Genomic DNA, 21,774 nt, shown 5'->3' with positions numbered 1-21,774 from the left:
AGTGTTGTGCCTTGCGACGCTGGTTAACCTGAATCAAACAGGTCAACGGATAACCCCTCATGAAAACGCTTTCGACCACCTTCAACACCGAAAACGATCCACGCTGGGCCGCCGTGGTTGCGCGAGATCCACAGGCGGACGGGCAATTTGTCTACGCGGTGAAAACCACTGGCATCTACTGCCGCCCGAGTAGCCTCTCGCGCTTGCCGAAACCGCAGAACGTGGAGTTTTTCGATACCGCTGAGCAGGCCGAAGCTGCCGGCTATCGTCCGAGCAAACGAACCAGCAAGGATCAGAGTGATGTCGCCGCGCAGCATGCCGCGACCGTCGCCATTGCCTGCCGCCATATCGAATCCGCCGAGACGTTGCCGGCGCTCAACGAACTGGCAAAAACCGCCGGCCTGAGTCCGTTTCATTTCCATCGCGTATTCAAAGCCGCGACAGGGTTGACGCCCAAGGGCTACGCAACGGCGCATCGCTCGCGCAAAGTCCGTCAGCGCCTGGCGGACGGCGGCTCGGTAACCGATGCGTTGTACGACGCGGGCTTCAATTCCAATAGCCGTTTCTATGAATCAGCGGATCATCTGTTGGGGATGAAACCCGGTGACTATCGCGCGGCCGGGAAGAACAACGACATCCGCTTCGCCGTTGGCCAATGCTCGCTCGGCGCGATTCTGGTGGCACAAAGCGAGCGTGGCGTGTGCGCGATTCTGTTGGGTGACGATCCGCATCAACTGGTGTGCGATCTGCAGGATCAGTTTCGCCAAGCCAACCTGATCGGCACCGATGCCGGGTTCGAGCAATTGATCGCCAAGGTTGTGGGATTTATTGAAGCCCCGGCGCTTGGTCTCGATCTGCCACTGGACGTTCGCGGCACGGCGTTTCAGGAGCGCGTGTGGCAGGCGCTGCGGGAAATTCCGGCGGGTCATACAGCTAGCTACGCCGAGATTGCCCAGCGCATTGGCGCACCGACATCCATGCGTGCGGTGGCGCAGGCGTGCGGGGCCAACCGTCTGGCGGTGGCGATCCCGTGCCACCGCGTGGTGCGCAGCGATGGCAATCTTTCGGGCTATCGCTGGGGTGTCGAGCGCAAGCGTCAGTTGCTGGAACGCGAGACCCAGGCTTAACGATTGACGTCCACCACAACCCGTCCGCGAAGTTGCCCGGCGAGCAATTTTGGCGCTGCATCGATGGCCTCACTCAGGCCGATTTCATGGCTGATCAAGGCCAACAAGGAGAAATCCAGATCCCTGGCCAAACGACCCCACGCTTCGAGGCGGCGCGCCTTGGGCTGGGTCACGCTGTTGATACCGGCGAGGGTCACGCCACGCAAAATGAACGGTGCCACCGAAGCCGGGAAATCCATGCCTTGCGCCAGACCACAAGCGGCGACGGTGCCTTCCGATCGAGTGCTCGCGCAGGCATTGGCCAAAGTATGACTACCGACCGAATCGATCACCGCTGCCCAGCGCTCTTTGGCCAGTGGCTTGCCGGGCGCTGACAAGGTCGCGCGGTCGATGATTTCACCGGCGCCCAACTGCTTCAGATACTCATGCTCGGAAACACGGCCGGTGGATGCGACGACGCGATAGCCGAGCTTGCTCAGCAAAGCGATGGCGAAACTGCCAACGCCACCATTGGCCCCCGTGACCAACACTTCACCCTGATCCGGCGTCACGCCATTACGTTCGAGTGCAAGAATGCACAGCATCGCCGTATACCCAGCCGTACCGATGGCCATGGCTTGCGCCGCCGTAAAGGCTTTGGGCAATGGAATCAGCCAATCACCATTGAGTCGCGCCTTCTGCGCCAGCCCCCCCCAGTGATTTTCGCCGACACCCCAGCTATTGAGCACCACCTGATCACCCACCTTATAGTCGGGGTGCGAACTGGCTTCTACGGTGCCCGCCAGGTCGATCCCCGGCACCATCGGAAACTTGCGCACCACCGGACTGCTGCCGGTAATCGCCAGACCATCCTTGAAGTTCAGCGTGCTATACGCAACAGCGACGGTGACATCGCCTTCGGGCAATTGCTCTTCGTTGATCTGCTGCAGGTTGGCGCGATAACCGCTGTCGTCTTTGTCGATCACAATGGCGTTGAACATGACTGCCTCGCATGACTGTTTTCAGAATGTCGTGCCTTGAAATACCACATCGCAACACCCTGCCACATTCGACTTTGCGCCAATCGCCGAATCCACCGAGTATTTCCATGGCGGGCGACTATGCTTTTTCGACGGTCGTGGTTTCGCCGAAATTTTTAAAGAGTCCGCCATTGCCGCGACCACCGGCGTACCAGCAATTTTCATCACGCTTCTGGAGGCCGAAGAACGGCGGATTTCATCGATGCTGAAAAACTGCACGGGTTGTTCTGAATTTCGAACTGGCCCCGAATCCGGTTTTGCTGCTAAAAACCGGCTTTGCCCCCTGCCCGCTGCACCGTTCGGAGAACTTCCCTCATGAGCCAATGGCCAGACACGCGCATTCTTGACCTGCTCGGCATTCAACTGCCGATCATCCAGGGCCCTATGGCCGGTGCGACGAATTCGTCCATGGTCATCGCCGTGTGCAATGCCGGTGGCCTGGGCTCGATGCCGGCGGCGATGCTGAGCCTCGAGCAATTGCGCGAAGAGCTGAAAACCATTCGCCAGCACACCGACAAGCCCTTCAACGTCAACTTCTTCTGCCATCAGCCACCGGCAGCCGATGAGCAACGCGCGCGTGACTGGAAGAATTTGCTCGAACCGTATTACCGCGAACTGGGCGTGGATTTCGCTGCACCGACACCCGTGTCCAACCGGGCACCGTTCGATGCGGCAGCCTGCGAGGTGCTGGAAGAATTTCGACCTGAAGTCGTGAGTTTCCACTTCGGCCTGCCAGAGAAATCGCTGCTGGATCGGGTCAAGGCAACCGGGGCAAAAATTCTTTCCTCGGCCACCACTGTCGATGAAGCGATCTGGCTGGAACAGCATGGCTGCGACGCGATTATCGCCATGGGTTATGAGGCCGGCGGCCATCGCGGCATGTTTCTCAGTGATGACCTGAGCAGTCAGGTCGGCACGTTTGCCTTGGTGCCTCAGACAGTCGATGCGGTTAACGTGCCGGTGATTGCCGCCGGGGCTATTGCCGATGCACGCGGTGTGGCGGCGGCATTTGTATTGGGCGCATCGGCGGTTCAGGTGGGCACGGCCTATCTGTTCACGCCGGAAGCCAAAGTCAGCGCCGCTCACCACAAAGCGTTGCGCACCGCCAAGGAAAGCGAAACCGCGGTCACCAATATTTTCACCGGGCGGCCGGCGCGGGGCATTCTCAACCGCGTCATGCGTGAGCTGGGACCGATGTCGCCGAAAGCACCGGCGTTTCCTTTGGCCGGTGGTGCGCTGATGCCGTTGCGAGCGATCAACGAGGCAGAGTTTGCCAACCTCTGGGCCGGTCAGGCATTCACCTTGGGCAAAGACATTGGTAGCGCTGAACTGACCCGGCAACTGGCTGAAGGTGCGCTGGCAAAACTTACTCGTCATTGAAGCTGCCCATTGTGAGAATTCAGGCATCCTCACACGGGTTTCAACCAACACTTCCTGTTTGGCGGCATTTCGCTATATATTCCGCTATATAGCGAATTCACCCCCACGCAGCGGCGCAGTCCACCTCTAACAATAGCTGCCCTCTGCACTAGCCAATCCCGGAGCTGTTACATGACCATTCGTGCCTCACGTTTTGCCCCTACCTGCCTGGCCTCTTTGCTCGCAGTCTTCGCCATCGGAGCAGTTCAGGCTGATGAAGTGCAGGTGGCGGTTGCAGCCAACTTCACCGCGCCGATCCAGGCCATCGCCGCCGATTTCGAAAAAGACACCGGGCACAAACTGGTCGCAGCCTACGGTGCAACCGGCCAGTTCTACACTCAGATCAAAAACGGCGCGCCGTTTGAAGTGTTCCTCTCCGCTGACGACACCACCCCGGAAAAACTTGAAAAAGAAGGCGACACCGTCAAAGGTTCTCGCTTCACCTACGCCATCGGCACCCTGGCGTTGTGGTCGGCCAAAGAAGGTTATGTCGATGCCAAAGGCGAGGTGCTGAAAAACAACGAGTACCAGCACCTGTCCATCGCCAACCCGAAAGCGGCGCCTTACGGCCTGGCAGCCACGCAAGTGCTGGAAAAACTCAAACTGACCGAAGCCACCAAAGCCAAGATCGTTGAAGGCCAGAACATCACGCAGGCTTACCAATTCGTCTCCACCGGCAACGCCGAACTGGGTTTTGTCGCCCTGTCGCAGATCTACAAGGACGGCAAAGTCAGCAGCGGTTCGGCATGGATCGTCCCTGCGAGCCTGCACGACCCGATCAAACAGGACGCGGTCATTCTGAACAAAGGCAAAGACAACGCCGCTGCCAAAGCCTTGGTTGAATACCTCAAAGGCCAGAAAGCCGCTGCGGTGATCAAGTCCTACGGTTATCAGCTCTAAATGTCGCTGACGAGTGCCGATTTCGCGGCGATCTGGCTGACCCTGAAACTGGCGTCCCTGACCACCGTGATCCTGCTGATTGTCGGCACTCCGATTGCCCTGTGGTTGTCGCGCACCCGTTCGTGGCTGCGCGGCCCGATCGGGGCGATCGTCGCCCTGCCCCTCGTGTTGCCACCGACCGTGATCGGTTTCTATCTGTTATTGATGATGGGGCCGCACGGCTTTCTCGGCCAATTTACCCAATGGCTGGGCCTGGGCACTTTGACCTTCAGCTTCACCGGCCTGGTGATCGGTTCGGTGATCTATTCCATGCCGTTCGTGGTGCAACCGTTGCAGAACGCGTTCTCGGCGATCGGCACCCGCCCACTGGAAGTCGCCGCGACCTTGCGCGCCAATCCGTGGGACACTTTTTTCAGCGTGATTCTGCCGCTGGCGCGCCCCGGTTTTATTACTGCGGCGATCCTCGGCTTCGCACATACCGTCGGTGAGTTCGGCGTGGTGCTGATGATTGGCGGCAACATACCCGACAAGACCCGCGTGGTTTCCGTACAAATCTACGACCACGTCGAAGCGCTGGAATACGCGCAGGCTCACTGGCTGGCCGGGGCGATGCTGGTGTTCTCGTTTCTGGTGTTGCTGGCGTTGTACTCCAGCCGCAAGACCCGCGCAGGCTGGAGCTGATCGATGATTGATGTACGTCTGAAACGGGCCTATACGGGCTTCAGCCTCGATGTCGACCTGAACTTGCCCGGCCGTGGCGTTACTGCGCTTTATGGGCACTCCGGCTCGGGTAAAACGACCTGCCTGCGCTGTATCGCCGGGCTTGAACGCGCTGAACATGGCTTCATCCAGATCAACGACGAAGTCTGGCAGGACAGCGACAACGGCATTTTCGTCCCGCCACACAAACGCGCGCTCGGTTATGTGTTTCAGGAAGCCAGCCTGTTTCCGCACCTGTCGGTGCTGGCCAATCTGCAGTTCGGCCTCAAGCGCATTGCCAAGTCACAGCGTCGGGTCGACATGGCCCAGGCCACCGAACTTCTGGGCATCGGCCATTTGCTCGAACGTCATCCGCAGCATTTGTCCGGTGGCGAACGCCAGCGCGTCGGCATCGCCCGCGCACTGCTGACCAGCCCGAAACTGCTGCTGATGGACGAACCCCTGGCGGCCCTCGACAGTCAGCGCAAAAGTGAAATCCTGCCATACCTGCAACGCCTGCATGACGAGTTGGATATTCCGCTGCTGTACGTCAGCCATGCGCAGGACGAAGTCGCGCGGCTGGCTGACCATCTGGTGTTACTCAGCGAAGGTAAAGCGCTGGCCAGCGGCCCGATCGGTGAAACCCTCGCGCGTCTCGATCTGCCAATGGCGATGGGCGATGACGCCGGTGTGATCATTGAAGGCCAGGTCAGCGCTTACGATGCGCAATATCAGTTGCTGAGCCTGCAATTACCAGCTACCGAGATGAGCATTCGCGTCACACATGCACCGATGAAGATCGGCCAGACACTGCGTTGCAAAGTACACGCCCGGGATATCAGCCTGACCCTGCAGAACAGCGAGTTCAGCAGCATTCTCAATCGACTGCCGGTCACGGTGGTCAGCGAGCAGTCGGCAGACAACGCCGCCCACGTGCTGATTCGTCTCGATGCTGGCGGCACCCCGTTAGTCGCGCGCATCACCCGCTATTCCAGAGATCAATTGGCCGTGCACCCGGGCCAGTTATTGTGGGCGCAGATCAAAGCGGTCGCGGTCCTCGCCTAAATCATTCGGCACCACGGCAGCGGTGTGCGGTCAATGGTTTTACAGACCGTCGCGCCACCGAAGGAAACCGCCATGCCCGATACCGAGCTGATTGCCGAACTGCCATCCGACCTGCATTACGTCGATGACACCCAGCCCGGTATCACCCGCAAAAAACTGCGCGGCAAGTTCAGCTATTTCGAACCTTCAGGCCAACGCATCAACGATCCGGACGAAATCAAACGCATCAATGCCCTCGCGGTGCCGCCAGCCTATACCGACGTGTGGATCTGCCCCGACCCGCGCGGTCATCTGCAAGCCACCGGCCGTGATGCCCGTGGCCGCAAGCAATATCGTTATCACGCGCGCTGGCGCGAAGTGCGCGATGCCGACAAGTATTCGCGACTGCGCGAGTTCGGTCTGGCCTTGCCGAAACTGCGCAAGCAACTGGAAGCGTTGTTGGCGGCGCCCGGCTTCAGTCGCGACAAGGTCATGGCCACGGTGATCACCCTGCTCGACGCCACGCTGATTCGGGTCGGCAACACACAATACGCCCGAGATAACCGCTCCTATGGCCTGACCACCCTGCGCAGCCGACATGTCGAGGTCAACGGCAGCGCGATCCTGTTCCAGTTCCGCGGCAAAAGCGGCATCGAACACCAGATCACCGTCAAGGATCGACGCCTGGCGCGGATCATCAAGCGTTGCCTGGAAATTCCCGGGCAGAACCTGTTTCAGTACCTGGATGAAAACGGCGAGCGACACACCGTCAGTTCTTCCGACGTCAACGCCTACCTGCAAACCCTGACGGGCGCCGATTTCACCGCCAAGGATTACCGCACCTGGGCCGGTAGCGCTTTGGCTCTGGCGGTGTTGCGCGAGTTGCAATGGGAGTCCGAAACCGAGGCCAAACGGCATGTGGTGGAGATGGTCAAAGGCGTCGCCAAGCAGTTGGGCAACACCCCGGCGGTCTGCCGAAAATGCTACATCCACCCCGCCGTGGTAGAAAAATTCATGCTCGGCGCCCTCGCTGAACTGCCACGTCCGCGCGTGCGCAAGGGCTTGCGTGCCGAGGAAGTGGCGTTGGCGATGTTTCTTGAGCGAATGAGCGAAATGACCGACGTGCCTTGATCCGCTGCACAGCGTCGTCTAGGCTAGCCACCTTCTCACCCTCCGGACGACTGCAGAAGTGAACAATCCAGCCTTCTAAAAATGTAATCGCGACACGCCGCTTCAGGCGCTTGTCAGTTTTCACGACATTTTTTCGAGGTGCCGATGACTCACGTCTCGCGTACACCCGCGCTCGTATCCCTGAATCAACTGGGTTTTCAGTTTGCCAACGGCGCAACACTGTTCGAAGCCCTGAACCTCAATTTTGATGGTCAACCGACCGCTATCGTCGGGCGTAATGGTGTTGGCAAAAGTGTGCTCGCACGCTTGATCGCCGGGCATTTGCAGCCCACTTCCGGCAGCGTGGCACGCTCAGCTTCCGCGCATTACGTCGCGCAAACTTTCGTCACCACATCTGGGCAAACCGTAGCCGAGGCGACAGGAACGGCCACAGTTTTCAGCGCGCTGGAACGACTGAAACTCGGCTGTGCCATAACCGACGATTTCGACCTCATCGGCGAACGCTGGGATCTGGCGGAGCGCTTGCGGCAGATGCTTGATGAGGCCGGGCTAACTGATATCACCGCGACGGCTCTGACCGAAAATCTCAGCGGTGGCCAGCAGGCCAGAATCGCCTTGATCGGCGCACTGTTGAGTCAGGCGCAAATTCTGGTACTCGACGAGCCGAGCAACCACCTCGACAGTGCCGGCCGACAATGGCTGAAGAATGCGCTTGAACGCTGGCGTGGTGGACTGATCATCGTCAGTCACGACCGCCAATTACTCGAGCAGATGCAGCGAATCGTCGAACTTTCGCCTACGGGGGCAAGCGTTTTCAGCGGAAGATTTTCGGAGTTTGCCGAGCAGCGCCGAATACATCGACAGGCAGCACAGGCGCAACTCGATCAGGCTCGAACCGAGCGTCAGCGCGAACGCACACGGTTACAACGCGAGCACGACACCATCCAGCGCCATGCCGCCGGCAGCCGTCGCAATGCGCAAACCGCCAACGTCACGGGCTTCGAGCGGGCGGCGATGAAAGCGGCCGCGCGGGACATCATGGGACACGTAAAGGTCGGCCATCAGGCACGTAAATCCGATCTGGATGAACGCGTCCGTGAGGCGTACGCAAACGTCCAGCCGGACGATGGCGTGCTGATCAATCTGCCGGGTAGTGTGGTTCCAAGTAATCGCCGGGTGTGCACACTCATCGACGCCTGTTTGCCATGGTTGTCGGCAGATGCGCCCAGCACTCGGCTTGACCTCGCCATTCAAGGGCCGATGCGCATCGCAGTCTGCGGTCCTAACGGTTGTGGCAAATCGACGCTGTTGAAACTGCTGGCCGGCGAGTGGGCGCCTGTGGGTGGCGAGTGCATCACGCATGTGCCTTTCGCCTTTCTCGATCAACAGTTGAAACTGCTGGATCCCGGTACATCGATTGTCGATCAATTGCTGGCACAGCAAACGCCCCTGAGCGAAGGCACGTTGCGCAGCTACCTCGCGCAACTGCAACTGGATGCGCAGCGTGTAACCCGGCCGTGCGCCTCACTCAGTGGCGGCGAACGCTTGAAGGCAGCCCTCGCGTTGGCGTTGTGGCGCCAGACGCCCGCGCAATTACTGCTGCTGGATGAACCGACCAATCATCTGGACCTGGCGTCGGTGGAAGCTTTCGAACAAGCCCTGCAGAACTTTCCCGGTGCGATTGTCGCGGTTTCCCACGATCAAGAGTTTCTTCATGCATTAAACCCGAGCCATCATTTGACCTGGCACCCTGAAGGCTGGCGATGGCAACCGACGAGCTGAGCTGTGTATTTTTTGCACGATTGCCGAGGGCTTCTATAGTTGATCTGACACGAATCAGCTGCGGTGACGCCATGGAAGACATTTTCGTCGTGAAGCGTTGCAACAAGATCATTATTCACGGTCGACGTGCCGGAGACAGTCAGCATGATCCAGCCGAGGCGCATAGCTGGTTTCGCATCTGCGACACACGTACTGACGGTTTCATCGGCGATGGCTATGACGCGGAGGAAGACGCACAGCGCGAATGCAAGCGTCTCAACGCAGCGAGTTCCCCACTACCGGCCCGCGAGTCATCCGGCTGATGCCGATCAGAAGCGGGTCTATACTGAAACCAGCTGAAGGAGCAGCGCCCCACGGCAGAAGGCTCGCAACACGCGGGCTTTTTGCTGCAGCTCAGGTTTCATAGAACGGAGGTGTTCCATGTCCGAAAAAGAGTCCATCACCACCCTCCTCACCTTGCTCGACGCTCGGCAAGCCCGCCTCGCGGCTGCCTGCAAAGAGATCGCCGACTGGGTCGATCACCAAGGCGGACACCCTACCGCCCTGCGCATCCGTGACCGGCTGAACGACATCGAGAAGGATGCTCCGCTGATTCGCAATACGCTGTCGGCGCTCAAGCCTGTCGATCGGCCACTGCCACGGTTCAGATGACAGCGACCTCGCCAAGGTCTCAGGAATTCGCCTAAGAAGCGGTGACACACAGGTCACCGCGCATTTGCCTGTCCGAGATGTTTATTTTCTTCCCGGGATTGCGCTTTTTCACATAACGATCGCATCTACGCGTCTACAGTGAAATCACTCCTTTGCAAAACACCCCTCTCACCCGCCCGCATGCGGGTGTTTTTTTGCCTGCGCCGCATTGCCGAACGGCATAGGACGTGAGTTGTCAAAAGCAATACACGTCGCAAAGGAGACAGTTCATGGTTATCCATTTCAACGTTGACGGGCATCTGGCCTGTGGTCACAAAGGCAAACAACTGTTGGCAAGCCGAGAACTCAATCGTGTGAAATGCCGCAGCTGCCGCAATACCGATGCCTACAAGCAGGCACGAAAAGATCAGCGCAATGCCGCCCGCAGAATGGCCCGCCAGACCAAAGCCACGCACAGCGAAGCAAACTGGCGCGCAGAATGGATCGAACGGCTGACAGCAATGGCCGGACTTCAGCGCTTGCCTCGGGGCTTTAGCGGGCAAGCATTCGTCTAGCAGTGCGTATTTGCAGGGCACAAAAAAAGGCCTGCATGAGAAAACTCATGCAGGCCTTTGATATTCATGGTGCCCGAAGCCGGAATCGAACCGGCACGCCCTTACGAGCGGGGGATTTTAAGTCCCATGCGTCTACCTGTTTCGCCATTCGGGCGGTAGCGCGGTGTTGCTTTCTGCGGCAAAGTCGCGATCCTGACAGGATCAACCTTGAGCAGCAGAGCGGGAAATATATACATCAGTTCCCGGTGAAGCAAGCTTGCAGTGGGCGTTTTTCAAATCTGAATCCTGCGAACACTGCAAATAAAAAGTGCTTTAAATCATGGTTCTACGGAGCTTGCTTAAAGTAACAGCCAAGGTCGGAAACCAAGACGGCGAAGGTGGATTGCAAACCACCTATAAAGCTACGTATTTCAATAGGTTAGCACTATACCCGCTTCGCAAGCTACTGATTTTTAACGCGCTGCGGGCAACGCAATACAACAGGGTATTTTTCGGGAAGTAATAGATCCTGCTTCGATCGAGAAATGCTATCTCTGCGGAGGTAGTCCGCTTAAAGACCGTATTGGTGATTTTCTCGAGGTTTTTTATTTGCCTGCCGTTCGCGGACCGAGCACGAGTCGCTTGTCCTACTCTACCTGCCGCTGCCATGGTCAGGTTATTCGGGGCTTGCGCGCAGCCGAACCTGCTAGACGCTGATTGTCTCCAGGGTAAAAAGCCCCCCGCGACATGGAGGCCCTTGATAGAATCCAGACCAATCGCGGCCCTTCATGCACGTCAAAGATTCAGACGAATTACTTTGAAAACAGAATGGCCTATTGCTGAAAACACGAACCGTATGTTGAATGAGTCACCCATGCAAACAGCTCACACCACGCTCAGAAAGAATAGTGATATCGAAGCGCTCAGAACGCTCGCAATTATTCTTGTAATTTTCGCCCATATCTCTGCTTTGCTGTCTCCTGACTCTGTATACCGAGTAGTTCTCGCCTACTTTCGATTTGGTTACGGCGTTGACGTATTTTTTTGCATATCCGGATTTATCATCACCAAATCAATAATCAACGAAATACCATCCTCAAGAAGCCTCAAATCGATTCTCGACTTCTCTATTCCGTTCTGGACTCGAAGATTCTGGCGCCTGATGCCATCCGCGTTCTTCTGGGTATTGATGGGTCTTTTGCTATCCGCATGGCATGGCGGCGAAGGGTATATCCCTAAACTGAAGGATTTCGCGTGGCCGGCGTTTGCAGCGGCTTTTCAGTTTTTTAACGTCATATTCCCAGCATGCCGGGACGCCAGTACTTGCGGCACTGTTGGTATATATTGGAGCCTCCCGCTTGAGAATCAGTTCTACTTGATACTACCTGTCATCGCTGTATTGGCCGGAACGCGGCGGATGGCGATGATCTTCGGTGCGGTCTTCCTTGCACAGTTTTTTTTATCAAGGCAATTGACCGACCCAACCCCCTATTTGTGGGCATTTAGAACTGATGCCATTGCCCTCGGCGTCGTCCTGGCCATCTGGCAGAAACATGCTTCATATCAACGCGCAAGGCCAGACTTCCTACGAAACGGCCCACTTTGCACTCTCCTGCTATTGCTGATGATCGCCGGATTGGGAGCCATAACGATTCCTGTGGCACCAATTCCGTTTGCTATGGGGATTACTTCTGTCGGGGCGTTTTTACTCGTTTGGGCTGCTAGCTACAACGAAAATTACTTTACGCGCTGGAAACCAGTGGAGGTTTTCTGTGATTACCTGGGCTCAAGATCTTATGCTATCTACCTGGTCCACTTTATAGTCCTGTTTACAGTTCGCCAGCTTATGTTCAGCCCCGCAGAAAGCTCAACAAATACTAACTACGACACACTGAGCGTCGCGTCATACGTTTTCGTTTTTATATTCTTCACACTCGCTCTCTCTGAACTGAACTACAGATTCATTGAGACACCACTTAGGAAAAAAGGCGAAAAGATTTCAAAAGGTATGAAACTAAGAGTTATTCAACAACCTTAAACAGATAGTCAGGATTTTTAGTCTATTCGAGCGATGGCAGCTCTTGCCACTCCGAGGGGATGCCCTTCCCCCCGAGAAAGAGCTGCACCATCTTCAGCAGGCTCGTAGCCATGATCGGCGTTGACCGTTCGAGAAGGGCTATTAAAACCAGAGCTGGTAATGCCTCTGCCAAGTAGGCAGGTTGAACCAGCACATGATGAACAATTCAGTACAAACAACTGGTTGTTTACGTGACGCCTAAGAAAATTTTTGGCGCAGACCACCTTTCCCCCAGACAATAAAAAACCCCGTAGATCACTGATCTACGGGGCTTTTAATAGTGGAGGCCGAGGTCGGAATCGAACCGGCGTAGGTGGATTTGCAATCCACTGCATAACCATTTTGCTACTCGGCCTCAAAACATTTGTTATCAGTAGCACAACAACAAATGCGTTTTAAACTTGGAGCGGGAAACGAGACTCGAACTCGCGACCCCGACCTTGGCAAGGTCGTGCTCTACCAACTGAGCTATTCCCGCTTGGTGATGCGCATTCTATAGAATTAAGAAGCGCCGTCAACCCCTTGATTCAAAAAAGTTTTATTTCTTTTCGACATCGGTCTTCAGGTGCGGCCAGGCAGCGCGAAGGTATTGAACCATCGACCACAATGTCAGGCCAGCAGAGACCATCAGCAAGGCGTAACCCAGGATAACCCAGAAACTGAAGTCCTTTGGATTGGCCAGCAGGATCACCAACGCGAGCATCTGCGCGGCGGTTTTCCACTTACCGAGATTCGAAACGGCTACGTGGGCACGGGCGCCGAGTTCGGCCATCCATTCGCGCAAGGCAGATACCACGATCTCGCGACCGATGATCACAGCAGCCGGCAGAGTGAGCCAGAGATTGCCGTGCTCCTGGACCAGCAGCACCAGTGCCACCGCAACCATGAGTTTGTCGGCGACCGGATCGAGAAACGCACCGAACGGAGTGCTTTGCTCGAGACGACGGGCCAGATAACCGTCCAGCCAGTCCGTTGCTGCCGCGAAGGCAAACACCGAGGCGGAGGCCATGTAACTCCACTGGTAAGGGAGATAGAACAGCAAAATGAAGATCGGGATGAGCAGGACGCGTAGAACGGTAATCAGATTAGGGATATTCATCGGCACAACTGGCTACGAGGTGAAGGGGCATTCTACTCGCTATGCAGGTTCGCATAAATCGACTCTGCGAGCTTTTTACTGATCCCCGGGGCTTTGGCGATCTCTTCGATGCTTGCACGAGTCAGCTCCTGCAATCCACCAAAATGTTTCAACAAATCGCGACGTCGGGTTGGCCCAACGCCCGCAACGCCTTCCAGCGTTGACGTACGGCGGGTTTTGCCTCGGCGTGCGCGGTGTCCGGTAATTGCAAAACGGTGGGCCTCATCGCGGATCTGTTGAATCAAGTGCAGCGCCGGCGAGTCGCCCCGCAAGGTGAACTCGTGCGCCGCATCATTTAGATACAACGTTTCGAAGCCCGCCTTGCGAGTAGCGCCTTTGGCGACGCCGAGCAGAATCAGATCCGGTACGGCCAACTCGTTGAGAACATCTCGAGCCATCGACAGCTGACCCTTGCCACCGTCCACCAGCAAGATGTCCGGCAACTTGCCCTCGCCTTCCTTGAGTTTGCTGAAGCGTCGCGTCAGGGCTTGGTGCATGGCGGCGTAGTCGTCACCCGCCGTGACGCCTTCGATGTTGTAGCGCCGATAGTCCGACTTGATCGCGCCTTCCGGGCCAAACACCACACAGGAAGCAACCGTGGCCTCACCACTGGAATGACTGATGTCATAGCATTCCAGACGCTGCGGCGGCTCATCCAGGTTCAATACTTCGGCCAAGGCTTCAAACCGCGCTGCGGTGTGTTGACGATTGGCCAAACGTGCGCCCAACGCCTGCTCTGCGTTGGTCACCGCCAGTTGCTGCCAGCGCGCACGCGTACCACGCACCCGATGACTGATGGCCAATTCGCGGCCACGCAGTTCATGGATCGCTTCGATCAGCGTCGGAAAATCTTCATGCACCACGTTGACGATCAGTTCGCTCGGCAAATCGCGCTCAGGGCTGCTGATGAAGTACTGGCCGAGAAACGCGGCCATGACTTCCGACACGTCTTCTTCGATCCCGACTTGCGGGAAGAAATTCTTGCTGCCCAGCACGCGTCCGCCACGGACACTGATCAAATGCACGCAGGCGCCGCCCGGATTGACGAATGCCGCGATGACATCGATATCTCCCGTGCCGCCTTCCATGCTTTGTTGATCCTGGACCCTGCGCAACAGCGCGATCTGATCGCGCAACTCGGCAGCTCGCTCGAACTCCAGGTTGATTGCCGCCTCTTCCATCGCCGTCGACAACTCGTTGGTCAGCGCGTGACTACGCCCCTCAAGAAACATGACCGAGTGACGCACGTCTTCGGCATAGACCTCAGGCTCGACCAGCCCGACGCAAGGCGCTTTGCAGCGTTTGATCTGATATTGCAGACATGGCCGGGTACGGTTCTTGTAGTAGCTGTCTTCGCACTGGCGAACGAAGAAGGTCTTTTGCAGCAGGCTCAAGCTTTCGCGTATGGCGCCGGCGCTCGGATAGGGACCGAAGTATTTGCCTTTGGCTTTTTTCGCCCCGCGATGAATGCTCAGGCGCGGGAATTGGCCGTCGGACAGAAACACATAGGGATAGGATTTGTCGTCGCGCAACAGAATGTTGTACGGCGGCCGCCACTCCTTGATCAGCGTTTGTTCAAGCAGCAGCGCTTCGGTTTCGTTGGCGGTGATGGTCGTTTCGACCTGCGCAATGCGCCCGACCAACGCGGCAGTCTTGGGCGCCAGACCGGTTTTGCGGAAGTAGCTGGCCAAGCGTTTTTTCAGGTTCTTGGCCTTGCCCACGTATAACAGGCGCGCATCGCTGTCGAACATGCGATAGACGCCCGGGCGCCCACTGACTGTCGACAGAAACGCGCCGGAATCGAATGTTTCAGTCATGGTCAGAGGCTGGCATCAACCATGCCGTGACGAACCGCCAACAGTGTCAACTCGACGTCGCTGCTGATCGAAAGCTTCTCGAAAATACGGTAGCGATAGGTGTTCACGGTTTTCGGCGACAGGCACAACTTGTCGGAAATGATCTGTACCTTCTGACAGCCGACAATCATCAACGCGATTTGAATTTCCCGCTCGGACAAGGCATCGAAAGGCGAATCATTGGACGGCTGAAAGGACTTGATCGCCAATTGCTGGGCAATCTGCGGACTGATATAGCGCTGGCCGGCAAACACCAGGCGAATGGCCTGAACCATTTCCGGCAAACCCGCGCCCTTGGTCAGATAACCCGCAGCACCAGCCTGCAGCAAGCGTGTCGGGAAAGGATCCTCTTCACACACCGTCACTGCAACCACCTTGATATCCGGATGACTGCGCAACAGTTTGCGCGTGGCTTCGAGGCCGCCGATGCCAGGCATCTTGACGTCCATCAGCACCACATCGGGCTTCAACTCTCGGGCCTTGATCAGGGACTCTTCCCCGGATTCGGCCTGGCCAACCACCTGCAAGCCATCGATATCGGCCAGCATACGTGTAATGCCTGTGCGAACGAGATCATGGTCATCGACCACTAGCACCCTAATCAAGCAGACACCTCGCGATATGGTCATATTGGGATGCCGGACACCTTAGCAAAAAGTACCCCACAGACCTAGCGGAAAGCGTCATTTAAAAAGTTTCAATTCATCATTGAGGGCTTGCCGGCCGTGGGTTTCAGAGCACATGTGTACTTATATCAAGCTGCATTCGCAGAAAACACTCGTCCGCGCCCTGAGCCTGTAGGCCTTTTCTTTCATACAAGTTTCTCGCCGGATTATTGTCGAATACGGTCAGTCGCAAAGCCGGGCGCCTTTCGTTGCGGGCCATGTCGATAACCTGATCAATCGCCCAGGAACCCGCGCCCCGCCCCTGAAACGCTTCAGCAACCTGCAGTTCACGAATGTACAACGCGCGCATATCCCGGCTGAGGCTGAGAAATCCTATCGACACATCACCCTGCACTATCAGCCAGTTCTGCCGCCCCGACCACGCCACGTCAAACGCTTCGTCCTGCCATAACAGGCCATGGTGAATGTAGTAACGCAGCATGTTCTGACAGGTGAGATCGCGGGCAAATTCCAGGTCTTCTGGAGCCGCAGGACGTAAGTGGAATGTCATCAGGCTTGCTTAACAGGAACAACCCGTCCCTGCCATACACCTTTGTTACGTTGAGCGACGACCAGAAGATCGCCCGTTCCCAGCGCTGCAACGATCAGCGAACCGTCTTCAGACCAGATGCAACTGCGCCCGGCGGATTGCCAACCGCCGGTCAACCCGCCGTGATTGGCCATCAGCACAGCCATCGAGTGTTGCCGGGCGTAGCCTTGAAGTATCGTTGTGTCGGCCGCGTAGCCTTTCTCGCTGATCAAGACACCGGCGGCGTATAAGCCAGCGCCCTGACCTGCAGCCGCCAAGGCATGACTGGAATGAGAGAAATCGGCACATACCGCCAATGCGACCACTTCCTCGCCAATGTTCAGGGTTGGCCCGCCAGAACCGGGTGCAAAAACGAGTTCCTCGCCTGTGTGCAGATGCTGTTTGCTGTAAACACCGAGAGAGCCGTCAGCGCCCAGAACCAGAGCACCGATCAGCACCGAAACACTGCCCTCCAACCGGATAGGCATACCGACAACGGCAGTCACCTTAAGCTCTCGGGCCAAATCCCTCAGGGGACGTAGCACAGCATCTTGCGGGTCGATCGCCAATGCTGCCGCATCCTGCCCTTCATAGCCCGTCAGCGACAACTCGGGAAAAACCAGCAACTCGACACCCTGCTCCGCTGCTGCCTCAATAAAGCGGCAATGTCGGGCAATGTTCCCGGGAAGGTCCCCGGCAAGGGAGAGGCTTTGGGCAGCGGCAATGGTCAGTGTCGACACGGTTCATCCTTGGCAATCAGGCAAAACGCAGAGTGTCGCCACTCTTGCGTGCCCCTGGCAATAGGCCTTTTGTTGATGACGCGATAGCAATTTCTGATTGCTGAGGCGTATCGGCCTCTAGTAAGCTCGGCCCATTCATCGGAGACAAACCATGTTCAGCACCCTCTCACAGCTTCCTACCACCAGCGCCCTGCGCTCGGTTGCGGCTGCCCGGGTGAATGACGTTTGCGCTCCGGTCAGCTTTTATTTTGGGTATTGGTTTAGCCACTGGCGCGCCTGATACCCAAACGGCGCCCATGACAACGGGTCGCCTACCAGAGAATTCTCAACCCCCGGTCGGCCTCCCGACCGGGGGTTTTGTTTTTTCAGCCCCAAATTTTTCAGCAGCACACCAGACACTTTGAGGAATCACGAAATGAACTACGCCACTTATTACCGTTACGACAGCTTTAGCGCCTGGCGATTTACCAGCTTCCGCTCGGGACAGCCTGCCGCCTCCGATCGGTCACCTACAGGTGGCAAGCACACACATATAGCCAATACGGCCAACTGTCGAACACCCCAATAGGGCCGAGCGCGCGGGACGAACCCGCCGCCAGCCCAGGAAGACCGAATATGAACTCGTCCGTTTCTGCTCTGCCACTGTCCACTCTGAACTCTGCCAACGAAGCATTGACCCTGCGTCTGCCCAGCTCGTTGCAACTCAAACAGCAATTGCCCCTGAGCAATCCCTTGAGCCTGCAAGTCGCCGCCCATCGCCAAGCGGTTCGCGCCATTCTCAATGGCCAGGATCAGCGTCTGCTGGTCATCGTCGGTCCCTGCTCTATCCACGACCCCCAATCCGCACTTGAGTACGCCGGCAAGCTCGCTCGACTGGCTGAAGAAGTCAGCAGCGAAATGCTTTTGGTGATGCGCGCCTATGTCGAAAAACCGCGTACCACGGTCGGCTGGAAAGGCTTGGCCTACGATCCGCATCTGGACGGCAGTGATGACATGGCTGGCGGTCTTACCCTCTCGCGGGAGCTCATGCTGGAAATGATCCGCCTCGGCTTGCCGGTGTCCACCGAATTACTGCAACCGATGGCGGCCGGGTACTTCGATGACCTGTTGAGCTGGGTGGCCATTGGCGCGCGTACCACTGAATCGCAGATCCACCGTGAAATGGCCAGTGGACTGAGCATGCCGGTGGGCTTCAAGAACGGCACCGACGGTGGCGCAGCCATTGCCGTTGACGCGATGCGTTCGGCAGCCCATCCGCACCGACATTTCGGCGTCGATAGCCAAGGGCATCCGGCCGTCATTCAAACGCCTGGCAACCCCGATACTCATCTGGTCCTGCGCGGGGGCCATAAAGGGCCGAACCATGATCGCGAGAGCGTGGCAAAAATCCACGCTGACCTGGACAGGCTGAAGATTCCGAGCCGAATCATGGTCGACTGCAGCCACGCCAACAGTGGCAAGGATCCATTGCGTCAGCCAGGCGTCTTCAACGAAGTGCTTGAGCAACGCTTGCAAGGTGATCGCGCGCTGATCGGCATGATGATTGAATCTCACCTGTTCGAAGGCTGCCAAGCGCTGACCGAATCCCTGCGCTACGGGGTTTCAATCACCGATGGCTGCCTCGGTTTCAGCGCAACAGAACACTTGCTGCGTGCCGCCGCCCAGCGCCTCGCCGAACACGCCAAAGACTGACTTGCAGACCATCCCTCCGGACTTATGGCAAGCCGGAGGGATGGTCGGTCCCGCTACGCCTCTACTCGCACCGGTGTGGCAGCAGATTCCTGACTGACATCGTCCAGACGCTCGACTGTGTAGGCTACCCGCACGGTCGTGCCATCGTGCTCACGCCAGAATCGGTGCGGCACGATAAAGATCAGCGGCTTTCCCGCCGTCTCCCGCGTGATTTCGCGGTCATCCCGGTGATTGAAAAGATCTCCGTCGCACTTGAGATACACCAGCTCACCTTCCTGCGTCTGTGCATTACCAATCACGATGGTCACCCCGTCGATCGAATCCTCTTTCAGCAACACGCCATCTTCAGCTTCAAGCACGTCGGGAGCGTCCAGCTCACCACGAAGGAACGGCGTGACGAGGATTCTTGCCGACTCGGATTCTCGAACCGCGCCACCGGACTGTTCCACTCGATAGCGCACCGACACCTCACCACCGAGATGTGCAGCGATGTGCGCCCCGTCAACCCAAAATGACAGCACGTCAGCGACAGCAAAGGTTTCGACCTTCAGGCTGTCGCTGAACGTTGCCGGCATTGCTTCAGCGCCCCACAGCAATGTGACCCGATCCCCCGCCGCCATTCGGGCATAAGGCTGAAGCACGACAAGCGTGCCGTCCGTCACTCGCTCCGGATCCAGTGTTCCCCTTATCGCTCCCTCGACAATTGGCGCAAGCAACTGCGGCCGTGTATCTCCCACCGACAATTGCACGCGTGCAGATAACGCTGGGACTGACGAGCTCGCACTGAGCAGTTTCCAGTAAACCTCCAGCGAACCGCCATCCAGTGCGGCGATGTGCATGCCTTTGATAACGAAAACGACATCCTTGCCGACCTGGGCTTCGCTGACATAGCGCACCATTTCATGCTGATAGACGAAGCCTTCTATATCCAGCCCCTCCCAACTCAACAGCAACTGGTCGCCACAGGTCATGTTTGCATAAGGCGCGATACGCACAACAACCTTGCCCAGCGAAGGATCAAGCACCGTCCCCCCCGGATAATCAAGGGTCGCCGCGGGCAGTAGTTCGCTCGAAACACAGGGAGTGACGGGGTGGCGCATCCGGTAGCAAAACTCGACTTCGTGCGTGTTCATTAGTGGCTCCATTCCTTGGAAAAACGCCGCATTCATGGACGGCGTCGACAGCCAACATTTAACGCGCTTCCCGATATTTTCGATGTCAGCCCGATCCGCCGCAGACACCCGGCAAACGCCTCCAGCGGGGTAGGCAAAAGTGAGCAAAACCGCCCTCAACCAAGCGAAAGATGTCCTCAACTTCCGATTCGGATCTCACAAGTATCTGAAAATTCGTACAGCCCCTAGTCCAGATTCAACGGCCAAGAGAAGCCTCTTCTTACTTCTTCAACGGGATGAGTGTTTTAGAGTGGCCTCCGGATTCCCCCGATGAACTTCTGTGAAAAAGGTAAGAACATGCAACGGAATGCTTCAACTCGCTATCCCATCCTGCTGGTACACGGTCTGTTCGGATTCGAGCGCATCGGTCATTTCGAGCTGTTCCATGAAGTAAAGGACGCTCTGAAGATGGCCGGCAGCCGAGTGTTTGTTCCCCACCTTTCTGCCACTCATAAAAACGAAACAAGGGGTGAACAACTGCTTGCACAGATTGATCGTGTTCTGCGCGGCACAGGTGCCGACAAAGTCAACCTCATCGGCCACAGTCAAGGAGCACTGGCTGCCCGATACGCTGCGGCGCTCGCGCCACACGCCGTAGCTTCGGTGACTTCCGTCAGCGGCCCGAATCACGGTTCGGAGCTGGCCGATTTTCTGCGCAAGGCATTAGTGCCTGGACGACTGCCAGAGGCGGTCGCCCAGAATGTGGCGACACTGTTTGGCAATTTTCTTTCGTTGCTCAGTGGCAGTGTGACGCTGCCGCAAAACGCTTTGGCGGCGCTGAATGCGCTGACGACCGAAGGCGTGGGCGATTTCAACGACAGGTTTCCGCAGGGGTTGCCCAGCACCTGGGGCGGGCACGGCGCGGAACAGGTCAACGGTGTGCGCTATTACTCCTGGAGCGGCGTCCTGCCCGCCAACAGTCCGTCGACACTCGATCCGACCCGCAACGTATGCCATGCGCTGTCGCAATATTTCATGACCGAGACCGAACAGAATGATGGCTTCGTCGGCCGTTTCAGCTCTCACCTGGGGCAAGTGATCCGCTCCGACTATCCGCTGGACCACTTGAACAGTCTGCGTCGCTCGGCCGGCCCCGTGACTGCGCTGCCCGACCCGATTGAACTGTACGTTGAACACGCCGAACGTCTGCGTGCCGCGAATCTCTGACCAAAGCCACGGACAACCGAACGGAACTTTGCCGAGAATTCGCCCACTGAATCCGGTAGGCTCCACACTTTACTGAAATAGATTGGAGAGTTTCCCCATGGCTAAAGCCACTGCCCGCCACATCTTGGTTTCCAGCGAAGACAAGTGCAACGAACTCAAGGCCCAGATCGAAGGCGGCGCCGATTTCGCCGAAGTCGCAAAGGCCAACTCCACCTGCCCGTCCAGCCGTCAGGGCGGTGATCTGGGTTCGTTCGGTCCTGGCCAGATGGTCAAGGAATTCGACACCGTGGTCTTCAGCGCGCCAATCAATGTCGTGCAAGGTCCGGTGAAGACTCAGTTCGGTTATCACCTGCTGGAAGTCACCAGCCGTCAGGACTGATCCGTCGCCTGATTGCTCACCAACGGCCCGCCTTCTGGTGGGCCGTTGTGTTTC

22 protein-coding genes and 3 tRNA genes are annotated in these 21,774 nt (G+C 57.3%); 14 read left to right on the top strand and 11 right to left on the bottom strand.

All coding sequences use genetic code 11. The features are described 5' to 3' along the window. Window positions 1-59: 59 nt before the first annotated feature. Complete coding sequence (gene ada / locus VY732_RS13355) at window positions 60-1,127, top strand: bifunctional DNA-binding transcriptional regulator/O6-methylguanine-DNA methyltransferase Ada (RefSeq protein ID WP_331695651.1); 1,068 nt, start codon at window positions 60-62, stop codon at window positions 1,125-1,127. Here ada and acuI read toward each other — a convergent pair. Beyond that, window positions 1,124-2,107, bottom strand: coding sequence for an acrylyl-CoA reductase (NADPH) (gene acuI / locus VY732_RS13350; RefSeq protein WP_331695650.1), 984 nt, complete (start codon window positions 2,105-2,107; stop codon window positions 1,124-1,126). The genes ada and acuI overlap by 4 nt on opposite strands. Window positions 2,108-2,128: 21 nt before the next feature. Further along, complete coding sequence (locus VY732_RS13345; RefSeq protein ID WP_137217853.1) at window positions 2,129-2,365, bottom strand: hypothetical protein; 237 nt, start codon at window positions 2,363-2,365, stop codon at window positions 2,129-2,131. Window positions 2,366-2,461: 96 nt separating this feature from the next. Between VY732_RS13345 and VY732_RS13340 the strand changes: the two genes are divergently transcribed. The 9 genes from VY732_RS13340 (at window position 2,462) to VY732_RS13300 (ending at window position 10,326) form a co-directional block, all read left to right on the top strand. Then, entirely contained in the window at window positions 2,462-3,526 is a 1,065-nt protein-coding gene (locus VY732_RS13340; RefSeq protein ID WP_331695649.1) for an NAD(P)H-dependent flavin oxidoreductase, read from the top strand. 171 nt (window positions 3,527-3,697) lie between these two features. Beyond that, entirely contained in the window at window positions 3,698-4,465 is a 768-nt protein-coding gene (gene modA / locus VY732_RS13335; RefSeq protein WP_331695648.1) for a molybdate ABC transporter substrate-binding protein, read from the top strand. Beyond that, a complete protein-coding gene (modB, locus tag VY732_RS13330; protein WP_331695647.1) occupies window positions 4,466-5,146 on the top strand; it encodes a molybdate ABC transporter permease subunit in 681 nt (226 codons plus the stop codon). Between the two features lie 3 nt (window positions 5,147-5,149). Continuing rightward, the gene (gene modC, locus VY732_RS13325; protein ID WP_116028992.1) at window positions 5,150-6,229 is read left to right on the top strand and encodes a molybdenum ABC transporter ATP-binding protein; all 1,080 of its coding nucleotides are present in this window, start codon (window positions 5,150-5,152) and stop codon (window positions 6,227-6,229) included. Between the two features lie 72 nt (window positions 6,230-6,301). Next, window positions 6,302-7,339: a DNA topoisomerase IB gene (locus tag VY732_RS13320; RefSeq protein ID WP_331695646.1), complete on the top strand. Its 1,038-nt coding sequence runs from the start codon at window positions 6,302-6,304 to the stop codon at window positions 7,337-7,339. Between the two features lie 144 nt (window positions 7,340-7,483). Continuing rightward, window positions 7,484-9,121: an ATP-binding cassette domain-containing protein gene (locus VY732_RS13315; RefSeq protein ID WP_331695645.1), complete on the top strand. Its 1,638-nt coding sequence runs from the start codon at window positions 7,484-7,486 to the stop codon at window positions 9,119-9,121. A 71-nt stretch (window positions 9,122-9,192) separates the two neighbouring features. Continuing rightward, window positions 9,193-9,423 (top strand): hypothetical protein, encoded by a 231-nt coding sequence (locus VY732_RS13310; protein ID WP_123595533.1) that lies wholly within the window; start codon window positions 9,193-9,195, stop codon window positions 9,421-9,423. A 118-nt stretch (window positions 9,424-9,541) separates the two neighbouring features. Further along, window positions 9,542-9,772 carry a hypothetical protein gene (locus VY732_RS13305; RefSeq protein WP_008082703.1) on the top strand — a complete coding sequence of 77 codons (231 nt, stop codon included), beginning with the start codon at window positions 9,542-9,544 and terminating at the stop codon, window positions 9,770-9,772. A gap of 269 nt (window positions 9,773-10,041) precedes the next feature. Further along, window positions 10,042-10,326, top strand: coding sequence for a hypothetical protein (locus tag VY732_RS13300; protein ID WP_331695644.1), 285 nt, complete (start codon window positions 10,042-10,044; stop codon window positions 10,324-10,326). 67 nt (window positions 10,327-10,393) lie between these two features. Here the strand turns inward: VY732_RS13300 and VY732_RS13295 are convergent. Beyond that, window positions 10,394-10,480, bottom strand: a tRNA-Leu gene (locus VY732_RS13295). A 699-nt stretch (window positions 10,481-11,179) separates the two neighbouring features. Between VY732_RS13295 and VY732_RS13290 the strand changes: the two genes are divergently transcribed. Beyond that, window positions 11,180-12,343 (top strand): acyltransferase family protein, encoded by a 1,164-nt coding sequence (locus tag VY732_RS13290; RefSeq protein ID WP_331695643.1) that lies wholly within the window; start codon window positions 11,180-11,182, stop codon window positions 12,341-12,343. 320 nt (window positions 12,344-12,663) lie between these two features. Here the strand turns inward: VY732_RS13290 and VY732_RS13285 are convergent. From VY732_RS13285 to VY732_RS13255, 7 genes are all read right to left on the bottom strand, one after another. Continuing rightward, window positions 12,664-12,737: transfer RNA gene (locus VY732_RS13285), tRNA-Cys, on the bottom strand. 47 nt (window positions 12,738-12,784) lie between these two features. Continuing rightward, window positions 12,785-12,860, bottom strand: a tRNA-Gly gene (locus tag VY732_RS13280). A gap of 60 nt (window positions 12,861-12,920) precedes the next feature. Then, on the bottom strand, window positions 12,921-13,481 hold the full coding sequence (pgsA, locus tag VY732_RS13275) for a CDP-diacylglycerol--glycerol-3-phosphate 3-phosphatidyltransferase (RefSeq protein ID WP_007950102.1): 561 nt from the start codon (window positions 13,479-13,481) through the stop codon (window positions 12,921-12,923). Between the two features lie 32 nt (window positions 13,482-13,513). Then, window positions 13,514-15,337 (bottom strand): excinuclease ABC subunit UvrC, encoded by a 1,824-nt coding sequence (uvrC, locus tag VY732_RS13270; protein ID WP_110719179.1) that lies wholly within the window; start codon window positions 15,335-15,337, stop codon window positions 13,514-13,516. A 2-nt stretch (window positions 15,338-15,339) separates the two neighbouring features. Next, entirely contained in the window at window positions 15,340-15,981 is a 642-nt protein-coding gene (gene gacA / locus VY732_RS13265) for a response regulator transcription factor GacA (RefSeq protein WP_016984198.1), read from the bottom strand. A gap of 127 nt (window positions 15,982-16,108) precedes the next feature. Beyond that, window positions 16,109-16,552 (bottom strand): GNAT family N-acetyltransferase, encoded by a 444-nt coding sequence (locus tag VY732_RS13260; RefSeq protein WP_331695642.1) that lies wholly within the window; start codon window positions 16,550-16,552, stop codon window positions 16,109-16,111. Continuing rightward, the gene (locus VY732_RS13255) at window positions 16,552-17,310 is read right to left on the bottom strand and encodes a carbon-nitrogen hydrolase family protein (RefSeq protein WP_331695641.1); all 759 of its coding nucleotides are present in this window, start codon (window positions 17,308-17,310) and stop codon (window positions 16,552-16,554) included. The genes VY732_RS13260 and VY732_RS13255 overlap by 1 nt, the downstream gene beginning before the upstream one ends. 615 nt (window positions 17,311-17,925) lie before the next feature. Here VY732_RS13255 and VY732_RS13250 point away from each other — a divergent pair. Then, a complete protein-coding gene (locus VY732_RS13250) occupies window positions 17,926-19,002 on the top strand; it encodes a 3-deoxy-7-phosphoheptulonate synthase (RefSeq protein WP_331695640.1) in 1,077 nt (358 codons plus the stop codon). Between the two features lie 53 nt (window positions 19,003-19,055). Here VY732_RS13250 and VY732_RS13245 read toward each other — a convergent pair whose 3' ends face one another. Beyond that, the gene (locus VY732_RS13245; RefSeq protein WP_137217843.1) at window positions 19,056-20,135 is read right to left on the bottom strand and encodes a hypothetical protein; all 1,080 of its coding nucleotides are present in this window, start codon (window positions 20,133-20,135) and stop codon (window positions 19,056-19,058) included. 336 nt (window positions 20,136-20,471) lie between these two features. On the opposite strand from VY732_RS13245, the gene VY732_RS13240 reads away from it, so the two are divergent. Together VY732_RS13240 and VY732_RS13235 are read left to right on the top strand one after the other, a co-directional pair. Beyond that, complete coding sequence (locus VY732_RS13240; RefSeq protein ID WP_331695867.1) at window positions 20,472-21,341, top strand: lipase family alpha/beta hydrolase; 870 nt, start codon at window positions 20,472-20,474, stop codon at window positions 21,339-21,341. A 97-nt stretch (window positions 21,342-21,438) separates the two neighbouring features. Then, window positions 21,439-21,720 carry a peptidylprolyl isomerase gene (locus VY732_RS13235; protein WP_007912303.1) on the top strand — a complete coding sequence of 94 codons (282 nt, stop codon included), beginning with the start codon at window positions 21,439-21,441 and terminating at the stop codon, window positions 21,718-21,720. Window positions 21,721-21,774 lie beyond the last annotated feature (54 nt).

It is taken from the genome of Pseudomonas sp. ZY71, from assembly GCF_036542145.1.
Classification (GTDB): domain Bacteria; phylum Pseudomonadota; class Gammaproteobacteria; order Pseudomonadales; family Pseudomonadaceae; genus Aquipseudomonas; species Aquipseudomonas koreensis_A.
This window is presented reverse-complemented; position numbering and strand designations above follow the sequence as displayed.

Coding starts and splice junctions, on each gene's coding strand:
- VY732_RS13245 (WP_137217843.1), bottom strand. CDS start 20,135: ATGAACACGCACGAAGTCGAGTTTTGCTACCGGATGCGCCACCCCGTC.
- VY732_RS13240 (WP_331695867.1), top strand. CDS start 20,472: ATGCAACGGAATGCTTCAACTCGCTATCCCATCCTGCTGGTACACGGT.
- modA (WP_331695648.1), top strand. CDS start 3,698: ATGACCATTCGTGCCTCACGTTTTGCCCCTACCTGCCTGGCCTCTTTG.
- VY732_RS13300 (WP_331695644.1), top strand. CDS start 10,042: ATGGTTATCCATTTCAACGTTGACGGGCATCTGGCCTGTGGTCACAAA.
- VY732_RS13340 (WP_331695649.1), top strand. CDS start 2,462: ATGAGCCAATGGCCAGACACGCGCATTCTTGACCTGCTCGGCATTCAA.
- VY732_RS13310 (WP_123595533.1), top strand. CDS start 9,193: ATGGAAGACATTTTCGTCGTGAAGCGTTGCAACAAGATCATTATTCAC.
- modC (WP_116028992.1), top strand. CDS start 5,150: ATGATTGATGTACGTCTGAAACGGGCCTATACGGGCTTCAGCCTCGAT.
- modB (WP_331695647.1), top strand. CDS start 4,466: ATGTCGCTGACGAGTGCCGATTTCGCGGCGATCTGGCTGACCCTGAAA.
- acuI (WP_331695650.1), bottom strand. CDS start 2,107: ATGTTCAACGCCATTGTGATCGACAAAGACGACAGCGGTTATCGCGCC.
- VY732_RS13235 (WP_007912303.1), top strand. CDS start 21,439: ATGGCTAAAGCCACTGCCCGCCACATCTTGGTTTCCAGCGAAGACAAG.
- VY732_RS13260 (WP_331695642.1), bottom strand. CDS start 16,552: ATGACATTCCACTTACGTCCTGCGGCTCCAGAAGACCTGGAATTTGCC.
- pgsA (WP_007950102.1), bottom strand. CDS start 13,481: ATGAATATCCCTAATCTGATTACCGTTCTACGCGTCCTGCTCATCCCG.
- VY732_RS13290 (WP_331695643.1), top strand. CDS start 11,180: ATGCAAACAGCTCACACCACGCTCAGAAAGAATAGTGATATCGAAGCG.
- VY732_RS13305 (WP_008082703.1), top strand. CDS start 9,542: ATGTCCGAAAAAGAGTCCATCACCACCCTCCTCACCTTGCTCGACGCT.
- uvrC (WP_110719179.1), bottom strand. CDS start 15,337: ATGACTGAAACATTCGATTCCGGCGCGTTTCTGTCGACAGTCAGTGGG.
- VY732_RS13250 (WP_331695640.1), top strand. CDS start 17,926: ATGAACTCGTCCGTTTCTGCTCTGCCACTGTCCACTCTGAACTCTGCC.
- ada (WP_331695651.1), top strand. CDS start 60: ATGAAAACGCTTTCGACCACCTTCAACACCGAAAACGATCCACGCTGG.
- VY732_RS13320 (WP_331695646.1), top strand. CDS start 6,302: ATGCCCGATACCGAGCTGATTGCCGAACTGCCATCCGACCTGCATTAC.
- VY732_RS13315 (WP_331695645.1), top strand. CDS start 7,484: ATGACTCACGTCTCGCGTACACCCGCGCTCGTATCCCTGAATCAACTG.